A 13,956-nucleotide genomic window follows, 5' to 3' on the forward strand; every position below is an offset into this window, starting at 1 on the left:
TTGGGGCGACGCGCTCGACAGGATGCAGAGGGGTGCGGCGGCGCGAGCTGCCGTAACGCGTGATGGACCGGTTTCTATCGAACACGGTGAGCAGGATCGACGCGAAGGGACGAGTGTCCGTTCCTGCGCATTTCCGCGCCGTCGTGCAGAAACGCGGCTACTCGGAACTCTATGGCCTGCGTTGCCTCGACCTGCCGGCGATGGATGTGGGCGGGCTGGACCTGCTCGATCGCTACGAGCAGCGCATCGCGCTCGAGGATCCCTTCCTGGGCACGGCGGACGACATGTCGTTCTTCTGTCATGGCGACGGCACCTTCCTGAAGCTCGACCAGGATGGGCGCATCACGATGAGCGATTTCATCCGCGAACATACGGGCATCTCGGCGGAAGTGGCCTTTGTCGGGCGCGGCAATTTCTTTCAGATCTGGGAGCCGGGACGGCTTGCGGCCTATGGGGCGCAGGCACGAGCCCGGCTTTTGCGGCTTCGGCAGGGGACGAAGCCCGGGGAGCAATCGGCATGACCGCTGGTCCCGGCGATGATCTCCACGCCGAAGATGGCCACGCCCTTGGCGGATCGCCCCGCCACATTCCGGTCCTCCTCGGCGAAGTGATCAAAGCACTGGCGCCTGTAGAGGGCGATATCATCATCGACGGGACGTTCGGCGCCGGCGGCTACACAAGGGCGATCCTTGGCTCGGGAGCTTCCGTCGTGGCGATCGACCGCGATCCGGATGCGATCGCAGCCGGGCGCGACCTCGAGGCGCAATCGGCCGGCAGGCTGCGGCTGGTGCAGGCGCCGTTTTCGACACTGGACGACCATGTCGAAAGCGCCGACGGCATCGTGCTCGACATCGGCGTCTCCTCGATGCAGATCGATCAGGCCGGGCGCGGGTTTTCCTTCCGTGCCGACGGGCCGCTCGACATGCGAATGGCGCAGGCGGGCCTGAGCGCGGCCGACGTCGTGAACAGCTTCAAGCCGGGCGATCTCGCCCGCATCTTCGGCTTTCTCGGCGAGGAGCGCCATGCTGGCCGCATCGCCCGTATGATCGAGGCTCGCCGTGAAAAGCGTCCATTCGAACGCACGCTGGAACTCGCCGACGCCATCGAAACGCATGTCGGCCGGGCGCCGAAGGACAAGATTCATCCGGCCACCCGTGTCTTCCAGGCACTGCGTATCTTCGTCAATGACGAACTCGGCGAGCTCGCCAAGGCGCTGTTTGCGGCCGAACGCGCCTTAAAGCCGGGCGGGCGGCTCGTCGTGGTGACCTTCCACTCTCTTGAAGACCGCATCGTTAAGCGCTTCATCGCCGACCGTGCCGACGCGGTCACCGGTTCGCGCCACTTGCCCGAGGCACAGGCACGCACCGCCACGTTCCGCAAGGCGGGCGGCGGCGTGACGCCCGGTGACGCCGAGATCGCCGCGAACCCGCGCGCGCGTTCGGCAAGGCTGCGCGCGGCGGTCCGTACCGAGGCTCCGGCGCGCACCGGCGATTTTTCGATTTTCGGCCTTCCAAAGCTTCCCGGCATCAACCAGCCGGAAGAGAGGTGAGCACGTGTTTCGTACCAGCGACATTGTCCTGATCGCCGTCATGGTTTCGGCGGCCGCCCTTACCTACAAGACCAAGCGCGAGGCCGAGGAACAATTGGCCACGGTGCAGAAGATCCATGCGCAGATACGGTACGAAGAGGACACGATCGACCTGCTCAAGGCCGACTGGAGCCTGCTTACGCAGCCGTCGCGACTGCAAAGGCTCACCGAACTCTATAAATCGCAGCTCGATCTCGAGCCTGTCAGCGCGCACCAGATCGTCGGCGTCGGTGACCTGCCGGCAAAGGCGCTCGACATCCAGGACATCCTTTCCGGGCGGCAGGGCGGCATGGCCGAAAGTTCGGAAAAGGACCCCGTGGTGACCGGAGGCATCGCCCAATGATCGGCAAACTGCTGAAGCGTCGCGCCAGGACGGCTGAAGACGGCTCGATCATCGTCGATGGTGCCCGCAAGGCGACCGGCGGCAGGGGCAGGACACGCATCGTGATGACGATGGCGGTGTTCTTCGGCATCTTCTCGACCATTTCCGGACGGCTGGTCTATCTCGGCTTCCAGACCCCCGACCTGTCGGGCGGTCCGCAGAGCCGGGTCACCGCATCGCGGCCCGACATCGTCGACCGCAATGGCGAGGTGCTGGCGACCGACATCAAGACGGCATCCTTGTTCGCCGAACCGCGCCGCATCGTCGATGCCGACGAGGCGATCGAGAAACTGTCGACGGTGCTGCCCGAGATCGACTACGAGCAGACCTATCACAAGCTCAAGAGCGGCGCCGGCTTCGTCTGGCTGCAGCGCCAGCTGACGCCCAAGCAGCAGGCCGACATCATGCAGCTTGGTATTCCCGGCTTCGGCTTCCGCACCGAGAAGCGCCGTTTTTATCCGAGCGGCGAGACCTCGTCCTACGTCGTCGGTCTCACCAACATCGACAACCAGGGCATCTCCGGCATGGAGAAATACATCGACGAGCAGGGCTTGAGCGACCTGCAGGCGTCGGGCCTGGCGATTGCCAAGGATCTCAAGCCGGTGAAGCTGTCGATCGATCTGCGCGTCCAGCATATCGTGCGCGACGAGATTGCCGCCGCGCTGGAACGCTATCGCGCCATCGGCGCCGGGGCAGTCGTGCTCAACGTCAAGACCGGGGAAGTGGTGGCTATGGCCTCGGTGCCGGATTTTGATCCCAACAACCCGTACAACGCACAGGAAAAGGACCGGCTGAACCGGATGTCCGCCGGCCTTTATGAAATGGGCTCGACCTTCAAGAGCTTCACCTCGGCGATGGCGCTCGATTCCGGCAAGGCGACGATGGCAAGCCGGTTCGACGCCTCGCATCCAATCCGCGTCGGCCATCAGGCCATTCACGATTTCCACGGCAAGAACCGTATCCTGTCGCTGCCGGAAGTGTTCCTCTACTCATCCAACATCGGATCGGCCAGGGAGGCCGAGATGGTCGGCATCGAGGGGCACCGCGAATTCCTGCATCGCCTCGGTATTCTTGAGAAAATGCAGACCGAACTGCCGGAAGTCGCGCGCCCGACCGAACCGAAGGTGTGGAAGCAGGTCAATTCGTTCACAATCGCCTTCGGCCATGGCGTCTCGACGACGCCGCTGCAGGCGGCTGTCGGCTGCGCGGCGCTGATGAATGGCGGATTCTTGATGCAGCCGACGTTCCTAGTGCGCAGCGAGCAGGAGGCGATGGCCACGGCCAAACGGGTCGTCACCGAAAAGACGGTCGAGGGCATGCGCTATCTCTATACGCTCAATGCCGAGAAGGGCTCGGCCAGAAACGCCCGGGTGCCCGGCTACCGCGTTGGCGGCAAGACCGGAACCGCCGAGAAGGTCATCAACGGACGCTACTCGAAAGACCTGAACTTCAACACCTTCGTTGCGGCCTTCCCGATGGACGACCCGCAATATCTCGTGTTCACGATTGCCGATGCGCCACACCCGGAAAAGCCCGGAATGACAGACGTCGCGGCGGCGAATGCGGGGGTTATCGCAGGTAATATCATCAGGCGTTCCGCAGCCATGCTTGGCGTGAAGCCAGATTTCAGCCATGAAAACGGTGCAACGCTGGTTTCCTATCAGTGATTCTTGGGGCGCGCCGGCAACTGCGCGCTATTTTGTTGCGGTGAACGGGACTCGATGAAGCTCAGAGATCTAGCCGGTATCCTGCCAGTCCAAGGAACAGCTTCCCTCGATATGGACATTACCGGGATTTCCTCGGATTCACGCCAGGTAAAACCTGGCGTGGTCTTCTTCGCGCTCGCGGGCAGCAAGGCGGACGGCTCGGCCTATGCCGACGACGCAATCAAGCGTGGCGCCGTCGCGATCGTTGCCGGGCCGGGTGGGCATCTTGGCCCATTGGGCGCTCCCGTGATGACCGTCGATGATCCGCGCCTGGCGCTGGCGCTCAGCGCGGCGCGTTTCTTCGGCAAGCAACCGGAAGTGATGGTCGCGGTGACCGGCACCAGCGGCAAGACATCGGTCGCAGCCTTCACCAGGCAGATCTGGGAGCAGGCCGGTTATGCCGCCGCCTCGATCGGTACCACGGGCGTGGTGGCGCCTGGCCGCAATGATTACGGTTCGCTGACGACACCCGATCCGGTTGCCTTGCACCAATTGCTCACCGAATTGGCCGACGCCGGCGTCACCCATGCTTCGATGGAGGCCTCGAGCCACGGGCTCGACCAGCGCCGTCTCGACGGTGTGAAGCTTGCCGCCGGCGGTTTCACCAATCTCGGCCGCGACCATATGGACTATCATCCAACGGTCGAAGACTATCATCGAGCGAAGTTGCGCCTGTTCGACACGTTGCTGCCGACAGGCGCTCCGGCAGTCATCTTCGCAGACGATGCCTGGTCGGCGCCTACGGTCCAGGCGGCACGGGCTGCTGGGCTCGACGTGCTCACCGTCGGCCGCAACGGCGATTTCCTCAGGCTGAAGCGGGTCGAGCACGAGCGCCATCGCCAGCGCGCCGAAGTCGAGGCCGGAGGCGAGCTGTACGAGATCGACCTGCCGCTGGCCGGCGATTTCCAGATTGCGAATGCGCTAGTTTCGGCCGGGCTCGCCATTTCGACGGGAACACCTGTCGCCAAAGCTCTGATGGCGCTTGAGAAACTCAAGGGCGCGCCTGGCCGGCTCGACCTCGTCGGCACCACCGCCAATGGCGCACCCGTCTATGTCGATTACGCCCACAAGCCGGACGCGCTTGAAAACGTGCTCGCCTCGGTGCGACCGTTCACCACTGGCCGCGTCCTTGTCGTGTTCGGCTGCGGCGGTGACCGCGACCGCGGCAAGCGGCCGATCATGGGCGAGATCGCAACGCGTCTTGCCGATGTCGTCATCGTCACCGACGACAATCCGCGTTCGGAAGTGCCGCAGGCAATCCGTGCGGCCATCCTCGTCGCCGCACCCGGGGCCATTGAAATCGGCGACCGGCGCCAGGCGATCCACGAGGCTGTGGCCATGCTGCACGCCGGCGATACGCTGATCGTTGCCGGCAAGGGCCATGAGGAGGGCCAGACGGTCGGGTCGCAGACCCTGCACTTTTCCGATCATGAAGAGGTGCGCGCCGCGCTGCTGGAGCGTGCCGCATGAGCCTGCTATGGACCTCAGAGGCGCTGGTTTCCGCGATGGACGGGCGGCCGCTCGGCCCGATGCCGGAGGGCATATCCGGCATTTCGATCGACACCCGCAGCCTGCAGCCCGGCGATGCGTTCTTCGCGATCAAGGGCGAGGCGATGGACGGACATGATTTCGTCACCGCGGCCATCAAGGCCGGGGCCGGCGTGCTGGTGGTGGCGGAAGGCAGGCTGCCCTCGCTCGGCCGGCTGACGGCGCCGATCATCGTCGTCGAAGACGTGCTGGCGGCGCTGGAAAAGCTTGGTGTCGCGGCACGCGCCCGCTCGCAAGCTAAAATTATCGCGGTGACCGGCTCGGCCGGCAAGACCACCACCAAGGAAGCGCTCCGCCATGTCCTGTCGGCGGTTGGCAAGGTGCACGCGTCCGCACAATCGTTCAACAATCATTGGGGCGTGCCGCTGACGCTGGCGCGCATGCCCGACGATTGCGACTATGCCGTCTTCGAGATCGGCATGAACCATCCCGACGAGATCCGGCCGCTGGTCAAGATGGTGAGACCGCATGTCGCCATCGTCACCATGATCGCGGCGGCCCATCTCGGCTTTTTCCGCAATTTGGATGAGATCGCAAAGGCCAAGGCAGAGATCTTCGAAGGGCTGGAGCCCGGCGGGGCCGCCGTCCTCAACCGCGACGACGCTCGCTTCAAGCTGCTCGACAAGATGGCGCATGCCGCCGGTGTCGAGCATGTCTATGGCTTCGGCGAGAATGCGCGCTCAACGTTCAAACTGGTCGAATGCGATCTCCATGCGGACCATTCCGACATTGCCGCCAGGATCGACGGTCATGACATGATCGCCCGCGTCGGCGCGCCTGGCCGTCACATGGTGCAGAATGTGCTGGCGGTGCTGGGAGCGGCGCATCTGGTCGGCGCCGATCTCAACAAGGTGGCGCTGGCGTTGGCCGATCTCTCCGCCGAGCGCGGGCGCGGCAAGCGGCATGTGCTGCGTCACCCCGGTGGCTCTGCTTCCGGCCAGGCCGGTGGACCGATCACGCTCATCGATGAGAGCTACAACGCCAATCCAGCTTCGATGGCCGCCGCCATGGCGTTGCTCAACGCGACTCCGGTGACCGGCGAGGGCCGCCGCATCGCAGTGTTGGGCGATATGCTCGAACTTGGCGACCACTCGGCCAAGCTGCATGCGGCGCTTGCAGGTCTCATTGTCGGCACCGCCACGCAGACCGTCTTCCTCGGCGGTCCGGAAATGCGTGCGCTGGCGCAGGCGCTGCCCGCCGAGGTCAAGACCGAATATTACGCCGGCGTCGAGGAACTGAAGCCGGTGCTGCTGGCGGCGCTGCGGCCAGGTGACGTGGTGATGGTCAAATCGTCGAAGGGCATCGGTTTTGCAAAACTGGTCGATGCGCTGCTGGGCAAATTCCCGGCTGAAACAACAAGCAGCAAACAGACCTAGGTCTGGTCGGGGGACGAAAGCGCATGTTTACACTGCTCGTCGATGTCGCGGACAAGGTCTCGGTCTTCAATGTCTTCCGCTACATCACCTTCCGTACCGGCGGCGCGCTGATAACATCGGCGCTGATCGTCTTCATCTTCGGGCCGGGCATCATCAATTCGCTGCGGCTGCGGCAAGGCAAGGGCCAGCCGATCCGCGCCGACGGGCCGCAGACCCATTTCAAGAAGGCCGGCACGCCGACCATGGGCGGGCTGATGATCCTGTCGGGCATCATCGGCTCTTCGCTGTTGTGGGCGAACCTGTCGAGCATCTATGTCTGGGTCGTGCTGCTGGTGACGCTGGGCTTCGGTTCGATCGGCTTTTACGACGACTACCTCAAGGTGACCAAGCAATCGCATCTCGGCTTTTCCGGCAAGGCGCGGCTGGCGCTTGAATTCGTCATCGCGGGCATCGCCGCCTGGGTGATCATGCATAACGGCCAGGCGCCGTTCTCCTCGTCGCTGACATTTCCCTTCGCCAAGGAATTTATCATCAATCTCGGCTGGTTCTTCATACCGTTCTCCTGCTTCGTCATCGTCGGCGCGGGCAACGCGGTCAATCTGACGGACGGCCTGGACGGGCTGGCAATCGTGCCGATCATGATCGCGGCCGCGTCGTTCGGCGTCATCGCCTATCTCTCCGGCAATGCGGTGTTCGCCGAATATCTGCAGATCCATTTCGTGCCGGGAACGGGCGAACTCGCGGTCGTGCTTGGCTCTGTGATCGGCGCCGGCCTCGGCTTCCTCTGGTTCAACGCGCCTCCGGCGGCAATTTTCATGGGCGACACCGGCTCGCTTGCCATGGGTGGCCTGATCGGCACGATCGCGGTCGCGACCAAGCATGAAATCGTGCTGGTCATCGTCGGCGGCCTGTTCGTCGTCGAAATCCTCTCGGTCATCATCCAGGTCGGCTACTTCAAGATGACAGGCAAGCGCGTGTTCCTGATGGCGCCGATCCACCATCATTTCGAAAAGCTCGGCTGGACCGAAAGCCAGGTGGTGATCCGTTTCTGGATCATCGCCGTCATCCTGGCGCTGGTCGGCCTTTCCACCCTCAAGCTCAGATAGGCATCCAATTGATCCCCGCGGCATCCTTCGCAGGCAAGCGCGTTTCGCTCTTCGGGCTCGGTGGCTCGGGAATTGCGACCGCACGGGCGCTGATCGAGGGCGGGGCCGACGTGCTGGCGTGGGACGACAATCCCGAAAGCGTCGCCAAGGCTGGCGCCGCGGGTATCGCGACCAGTGATCTGCGCGGCGCCGACTGGGCAAAGTTCTCGGCTTTCGTGCTCTCGCCGGGCGTGCCGCTGACCCATCCCAAGCCGCATTGGACAGTGGAATTGGCGCGTGGCGCCGGTGTCGAGATTATCGGCGATGTGGAGCTCTTCTGCCGCGAGAGGGTTCTCGCAGCGCCAAACTCGCCCTTCATCGCCATCACCGGCACCAACGGCAAGTCGACAACGACCGCGCTCAGCGCGCACATACTGAAGGCGGCGGGACGAGACACCCAGATGGGCGGCAATATCGGCCGCGCGGTGATGACGCTCGATCCGCCAACGCCCGACCGGCACTATGTCGTCGAATGCTCGTCCTACCAGATCGATCTCGCGCCCTCGATCAACCCGACGGCCGGCATCCTGCTCAACCTCACGCCCGACCATCTCGACCGGCACGGCACCATGCAGCACTACGCGGCGATCAAGGAGCGGCTGGTGGCCGGCAGCGAAACCGCCATCGTCGGCATCGATGATTCCTGGTGCGCGCAGATCGCCGAGCGGCTCGAGCGGACGGGCAGGGATGTGATACGCATCTCCAAGCGGCTGCCGCTCACCGATGGCTATTTCGCCGACGGCACCGATCTGATGGAAGCCGTGCATGGCCGCTACAGCCGCATCGCCTTCCTCGAAGGCATCGGTTCGCTGCGAGGCCAGCACAATGCGCAAAACGCGCTGGCCGCAGTTGCCGCCTGCCTCAAGGTCGGACTGGATCTTGGCGAAATCCAGTCCGGGCTGGAAAGCTTCCCGGGCCTTGCGCACCGCATGGAGCAGGTCGGCCGCAAGGACCATGTGTTGTTCATCAACGATTCCAAGGCCACCAACGCCGACGCCGCTGCGCCCGCGCTTTCGAGCTTCCCGCGGATCTACTGGATTGCCGGCGGCCTGCCCAAGGAAGGCGGCATCGAGCCGTTGCGCGGCTTCTTTCCGCGCATTGCCAAGGCCTATCTGATCGGCGAGGCCGCGCCTGCCTTCTCGGCGACGCTGGGCGAGGCCGTGCCGTATGAAATATCCGGCACGCTGGCCGCGGCGGTAGAGCACGCCGCGCATGACGCGGCCGGCGACGAGGGTGGCGAGGTGGTGGTGCTGCTGTCACCGGCCTGCGCGAGTTTCGATCAGTTCAAGAATTTCGAGGTTCGCGGCGAGGCCTTCCGGCAAGCCGTGAATGCTGTCGCGGGTGTGAAGCCCATCGGAGGGGCACGTTAATGCAGAGCCGTCTCGACAAAAGTCCGGTTGCCACCTGGTGGTGGACTATCGATCGCTGGTTCCTGGCGGCGTTCCTGTCGCTGATGGGGCTCGGCATCGTCTTGTCCTTCGCCGCCAGCCCGGCGGTGGCCGAGCGCATCGGCCTCGACAGTTTCCATTTCGCCACAAGGCAGATCATCTTCACCGTGCCGGCGCTCGGTGTCATGCTGGCGGTCTCGTTCCTCGATTCTCGCGAGATCCGGCGCATGGCACTGATCATGCTGTGCCTGATGCTGGTGCTGATGGTGGCGGTGCTCTATGTCGGCGTCGAGGTGAAGGGCGCGCGCCGTTGGGTGTCTCTGGCCGGCCTGTCGATCCAGCCGTCAGAATTCCTGAAACCCGCCTTCGTCGTCATGTGCGCCTGGCTGTTCGCCGAGCACAAGCGCCAGCCCGACATTCCAGGCAATCTGTTCGCCATGCTGCTGCTGGTTCTGGTCGTCTCGTTGCTCGTCGCCCAGCCCGACCTCGGCCAGACGATGCTTACGACCGGCACCTGGGGCATCATGTTCTTCATGGCCGGGCTGCCGTGGATATGGATCATCCTGCTGGGCGGCCTCGGCGTAGGTGGTGTGTTCGCCGCCTACACGGTGTTTCCGCACGTCGCGTTGCGCATCGACAAGTTCCTGACCGGGGAAGGCGATACGTTCCAGGTCGATATGGGCCGCGAGGCGCTGATCAACGGCAACTGGTTCGGCGTTGGGCCGGGCGAGGGCACCGTCAAGCGCATCGTCCCGGATGCCCATACCGATTTCGTCTTCTCGGTCGCGGGAGAGGAATTCGGGCTGATCATGTGCTTCTTCATCATGTCGATCTTCGCCTTCATCGTGTTGCGCGGTCTTAACGCGGCGCTGAAGGAGCATGACGACTTCACCCGCTATGCCGTTGGCGGGCTGGTCACCGTTTTTGGCCTGCAGGCCGTCATCAATATGTGCGTCAATCTGCAGCTGATGCCGGCCAAGGGTATGACGTTGCCCTTCATCTCCTATGGCGGCTCGTCGCAGATCGCGATCGCCATCTCCATGGGCATGGTGCTGGCGCTGACGCGCAAGCGGCCGGAAAAGCGCAAGCAGATGGGCTTTGGCCTGTCGCAGCGCGCCGTTCCGGCGGAGTGATATGGCCAAGGGCGTCATCCTTCTCGCGGCGGGCGGAACCGGCGGGCATCTCTTTCCGGCCGAGGCGTTGGCACATGAGCTGAAAGCGCGCGGCTGGTCGGTGCATCTGGCCACCGACGACCGTGCCGAGCGCTATGCCGGCAAATTTCCCGGCGACGGCATCCACGCCATCGCTTCCGGCACGTTCGGCTCGAGACAGCCGCTGGCCGTCGCAAGGACCTTCTGGGCCTTGTGGCGCGGATTCCGGCAATCGTCCGCGCTGATTTCCCGGCTCAAGCCGAGTGCCGTGGTGGGCTTCGGCGGCTATCCGACGCTGCCGCCGCTATTCGCCGCGACGCGACGCCGGGTGCCGACGCTGATCCACGAACAGAACGCGGTGATGGGCCGCGCCAACAAGGCGCTCGCGCCACGCGTGACGGCGATCGCCGGGGGTTTCCTCAAGGCGTCCGGTCCCTTCTCCACAAAAATCGTGGAGACGGGCAATCCGGTCCGGCAGGCGGTGCTCGACGTGGCCGGCACACCCTTTGCCACTCCCGAGCCCGGCGGGCCGTTGCGCCTGCTTGTCTTCGGGGGCAGCCAGGGCGCGCGCTATTTTTCTGACACGGTGCCCGAGGCGGTTGCGGCAATGCCGGCCGCCATGCGCTCGCGGCTGAGGATCGTGCAGCAGGCGCGCGGCGAGGACCAGGCGCGGGTCAGCGAACGCCACCGTGCGCTCGGCATCGAGGCCGAGGTTGCGCCGTTCTTTTCCGATCTGCCGGCGCGCATGGCCGCAGCCCATCTCGTCGTCTCGCGCTCCGGCGCGTCGACGGTGCTGGAGCTTTCCGTGATCGGGAGGCCGTCCATCCTCGTGCCGCTTCCGCACGCGCTCGACGATGACCAGGGTCACAATGCGCAAATCCTGGTGGATGCGGGCGGTGCGGTGATGCGCCGCCAGCCCGGACTCGACCCAGCTGCGCTCGCGGCGGAGATCCTGGCACTGCTGAGCGACCATAATAGGCTCGCGGCCATGGCCCAGGCGGCCAAATCGGTTCGCAAGCATGACGCGGCGCGGTTGCTCGCCGATCTCGCAGAGGCTATTGCGTCCAAAAAAACAGTCTCGGAATTCAGGAAGGGGACGCAACCATGAAGATGCCGCAGACCATCGGCCTTGTGCATTTCATTGGCATTGGCGGCATCGGCATGAGCGGCATCGCCGAGGTGCTGCACAATCTCGGCTACAAGGTGCAGGGGTCGGACCAGGCCGAGAGCGCCAATGTGCAGCGGTTGCGCGACAAGGGCATCGAGTGTTTCGTCGGCCATAAGGCCGAGAATCTTGGTGACGCCGAGGTGGTTGTCGTCTCGACAGCGATCAAGAAAACCAATCCTGAACTGAACGCCGCGCGAGAGAGATTGCTGCCGATCGTGCGCCGCGCCGAAATGCTGGCCGAACTGATGCGTTTCCGCCAGGCGGTCGCGATCGGCGGCACGCATGGCAAGACCACCACGACCTCCATGGTCGCCACGCTGCTTGAGGCGGGCGGGCTCGACCCTACGGTCATCAATGGAGGCATCATCAACGCCTATGGCACCAACGCCCGCATGGGCGATGGTGAATGGATGGTGGTCGAGGCCGATGAAAGCGACGGCACCTTCCTGAAACTGCCGGCGGAGATCGCCGTGGTCACCAATATCGATCCCGAGCATCTCGATCACTATGGCAGTTTCGACAAGGTGCGCGAGGCGTTCCGCCAATTCGTCGAGAACGTGCCGTTCTACGGCTTCGGCGTGATGTGCACCGACCATCCGGAGGTGCAGGCGCTGGTGGGCCGCATCGAGGATCGCCGGGTCATCACCTATGGCGAGAACGCGCAGGCCGATGTGCGCTTCACCAACCACCGCATGGCGGGCGCAACCTCGGAATTCGACGTCGTGATCCGCGACCGCAAGAGCGGCGGGCAGACCACGATATCGGGGCTTCGCCTGCCAATGCCCGGCCGTCACAACGTCTCGAATGCCACGGCCGCGATCGCCGTCGCGCATGAGCTTGGCCTGTCGGCCGAGGCGATCAAGAAGGGATTGTCGTCCTTTGCCGGCGTCAAGCGCCGTTTCACGCATACGGGGTCCTGGAACGGCGTCGACGTCTTCGACGATTACGGCCACCATCCGGTCGAGATCGCGGCGGTGCTGAAGGCGGCGCGCAGCGCGACCAAGGGACGCGTCATCGCCATCGCCCAGCCGCACCGCTTCACCCGGCTGCATGATCTGTTCAACGAGTTCTCCGCCTGCTTCAACGATGCCGATACGGTGATGGTGGCGCCAGTGTACGCCGCGGGTGAGGATCCGATCGACGGGGTCACCTCGGACGAGCTGGTGTCGCGCATCCGCGCCGGCGGCCATCGCGATGCCCGTTACATCGAAGGGCCGGCCGATATCGCGCCGATCATTCGTGACCTCGCCAAGCCCGGCGACTTCGTCGTCTTCCTTGGCGCCGGCAACATCACGCAATGGGCCTACGCGCTTCCGAAGGAGCTTGGCGGGACCGTCTCATGATGCGCGGCCAGGCTCTGATCGAGCGACTCGGAGACCGGCTTGCGGGCTTGCGCGGGCGCCTTACGCCGAATGCCGAGATGGACAAGATCACATGGTTTCGCGCCGGCGGGTTGGCCGAAGTGCTGTTCCAGCCGGCCGACGAGGAGGATCTCGCCACGTTTCTCAAGGCGGTGCCAGAGGAAATCCCGCTGACCATGGTCGGCATCGGCTCGAACCTGCTGGTTCGCGACGGTGGCATTGCGGGCTTTGTCATCCGCCTTTCGGCCAAGGGCTTTGGCGAGACGGAAATCACTTCACCGACCACCATAAAGGCCGGCGCCGCGGCCCCCGACAAGCGCGTGGCGGCCGCGGCCTATGAAGCGGGGATCGGGGGATTTCATTTCTACCACGGTATTCCAGGCGCCATTGGCGGCGCGCTGAGGATGAATGCCGGCGCCAATGGCGTCGAGACGCGCGAGCGTGTCGTGGAAGTGCGTGCGCTCGACCGCCACGGCAATGTCCATACGCTGAGCAGTGCCGAGATGGGCTATGCCTATCGCCATTCATCGGCGCACTCCGGGCTCATCTTCACCTCGGCCGTGCTCGAGGGCTTTGCCGAGGAAAAGGCCACGATCAAGGCGGCGATGGAAGCGGTCCAGAACCACCGCGAAACCGTGCAGCCGATCCGCGAGAAGACGGGCGGTTCGACCTTCAAGAATCCGGAAGGCACGTCGGCCTGGAAGGAGATCGACAAAGCGGGTTGCCGGGGGCTGATGATCGGCGGCGCGCAGATGTCTCCGATGCATTGCAACTTCATGATCAACACCGGAACGGCGACCGGTTACGACCTCGAATATCTCGGCGAGACCGTGCGCGCTCGGGTGCTCGAGAACTCCGGAATCCGGCTGCAGTGGGAAATCAAGCGCATCGGCAATTTCCGGCCGGGACATGCCGTCCAGGAGTTTCTTGGGCAGCTCCTTTAGCCCGGTCTGAAGTTCATGTGATACATGAAGTGCAAGCGCTGAAACAGCGTCGTAACCGTTGCTCCAAAGACTCAATGAGAGGGTTTTCGCATCCGTTTTCACGGAAAGTGAATCTCTCGGAATCGTAAGCACTTGCCAGTGAATCAACTCTCTGATTCTCTGCTTAAAAGCGTTTCCTGATTTGAGTCGTTCGACGCGT

General features: G+C 64.1%; 12 protein-coding genes. All 12 read left to right on the top strand.

Annotated features, from left to right (window positions below):
* Nucleotides 1–62: 62 nt before the first annotated feature.
* The 12 genes from mraZ to murB are packed head-to-tail and all read left to right on the top strand — an operon-like array spanning nucleotide 63 to nucleotide 13,757.
* Complete coding sequence (gene mraZ, locus LB513_RS08945; protein ID WP_224663112.1) at nucleotides 63–521, top strand: division/cell wall cluster transcriptional repressor MraZ; 459 nt, start codon at nucleotides 63–65, stop codon at nucleotides 519–521.
* The gene (gene rsmH, locus LB513_RS08950; RefSeq protein ID WP_224663113.1) at nucleotides 518–1,549 is read left to right on the top strand and encodes a 16S rRNA (cytosine(1402)-N(4))-methyltransferase RsmH; all 1,032 of its coding nucleotides are present in this window, start codon (nucleotides 518–520) and stop codon (nucleotides 1,547–1,549) included. The genes mraZ and rsmH overlap by 4 nt, the downstream gene beginning before the upstream one ends.
* A 4-nt stretch (nucleotides 1,550–1,553) precedes the next feature.
* On the top strand, nucleotides 1,554–1,931 hold the full coding sequence (locus LB513_RS08955) for a hypothetical protein (protein ID WP_224663114.1): 378 nt from the start codon (nucleotides 1,554–1,556) through the stop codon (nucleotides 1,929–1,931).
* The gene (locus LB513_RS08960) at nucleotides 1,928–3,637 is read left to right on the top strand and encodes a peptidoglycan D,D-transpeptidase FtsI family protein (protein ID WP_224663115.1); all 1,710 of its coding nucleotides are present in this window, start codon (nucleotides 1,928–1,930) and stop codon (nucleotides 3,635–3,637) included. Before LB513_RS08955 ends, LB513_RS08960 begins: the two co-directional genes overlap by 4 nt.
* A gap of 54 nt (nucleotides 3,638–3,691) precedes the next feature.
* Nucleotides 3,692–5,146, top strand: coding sequence for a UDP-N-acetylmuramoyl-L-alanyl-D-glutamate--2,6-diaminopimelate ligase (locus LB513_RS08965; protein ID WP_224663116.1), 1,455 nt, complete (start codon nucleotides 3,692–3,694; stop codon nucleotides 5,144–5,146).
* A complete protein-coding gene (locus LB513_RS08970; protein WP_224663117.1) occupies nucleotides 5,143–6,600 on the top strand; it encodes a UDP-N-acetylmuramoylalanyl-D-glutamyl-2,6-diaminopimelate--D-alanyl-D-alanine ligase in 1,458 nt (485 codons plus the stop codon). Before LB513_RS08965 ends, LB513_RS08970 begins: the two co-directional genes overlap by 4 nt.
* Before the next feature lie 23 nt (nucleotides 6,601–6,623).
* Entirely contained in the window at nucleotides 6,624–7,706 is a 1,083-nt protein-coding gene (gene mraY / locus LB513_RS08975) for a phospho-N-acetylmuramoyl-pentapeptide-transferase (RefSeq protein WP_224663118.1), read from the top strand.
* 8 nt (nucleotides 7,707–7,714) lie between these two features.
* The gene (gene murD, locus LB513_RS08980) at nucleotides 7,715–9,115 is read left to right on the top strand and encodes a UDP-N-acetylmuramoyl-L-alanine--D-glutamate ligase (RefSeq protein WP_224663119.1); all 1,401 of its coding nucleotides are present in this window, start codon (nucleotides 7,715–7,717) and stop codon (nucleotides 9,113–9,115) included.
* A complete protein-coding gene (ftsW, locus tag LB513_RS08985; protein WP_224663120.1) occupies nucleotides 9,115–10,266 on the top strand; it encodes a putative lipid II flippase FtsW in 1,152 nt (383 codons plus the stop codon). Before murD ends, ftsW begins: the two co-directional genes overlap by 1 nt.
* 1 nt (nucleotide 10,267) lies before the next feature.
* Nucleotides 10,268–11,392: an undecaprenyldiphospho-muramoylpentapeptide beta-N-acetylglucosaminyltransferase gene (murG, locus tag LB513_RS08990; RefSeq protein ID WP_224663121.1), complete on the top strand. Its 1,125-nt coding sequence runs from the start codon at nucleotides 10,268–10,270 to the stop codon at nucleotides 11,390–11,392.
* Nucleotides 11,389–12,795 carry a UDP-N-acetylmuramate--L-alanine ligase gene (gene murC / locus LB513_RS08995; protein WP_224663122.1) on the top strand — a complete coding sequence of 469 codons (1,407 nt, stop codon included), beginning with the start codon at nucleotides 11,389–11,391 and terminating at the stop codon, nucleotides 12,793–12,795. Before murG ends, murC begins: the two co-directional genes overlap by 4 nt.
* Entirely contained in the window at nucleotides 12,792–13,757 is a 966-nt protein-coding gene (gene murB, locus LB513_RS09000; RefSeq protein WP_224663123.1) for a UDP-N-acetylmuramate dehydrogenase, read from the top strand. The genes murC and murB overlap by 4 nt, the downstream gene beginning before the upstream one ends.
* Nucleotides 13,758–13,956: the final 199 nt, after the last annotated feature.

Source organism: Mesorhizobium sp. ES1-1, assembly GCF_020164785.1.
Classification (GTDB): domain Bacteria; phylum Pseudomonadota; class Alphaproteobacteria; order Rhizobiales; family Rhizobiaceae; genus Mesorhizobium.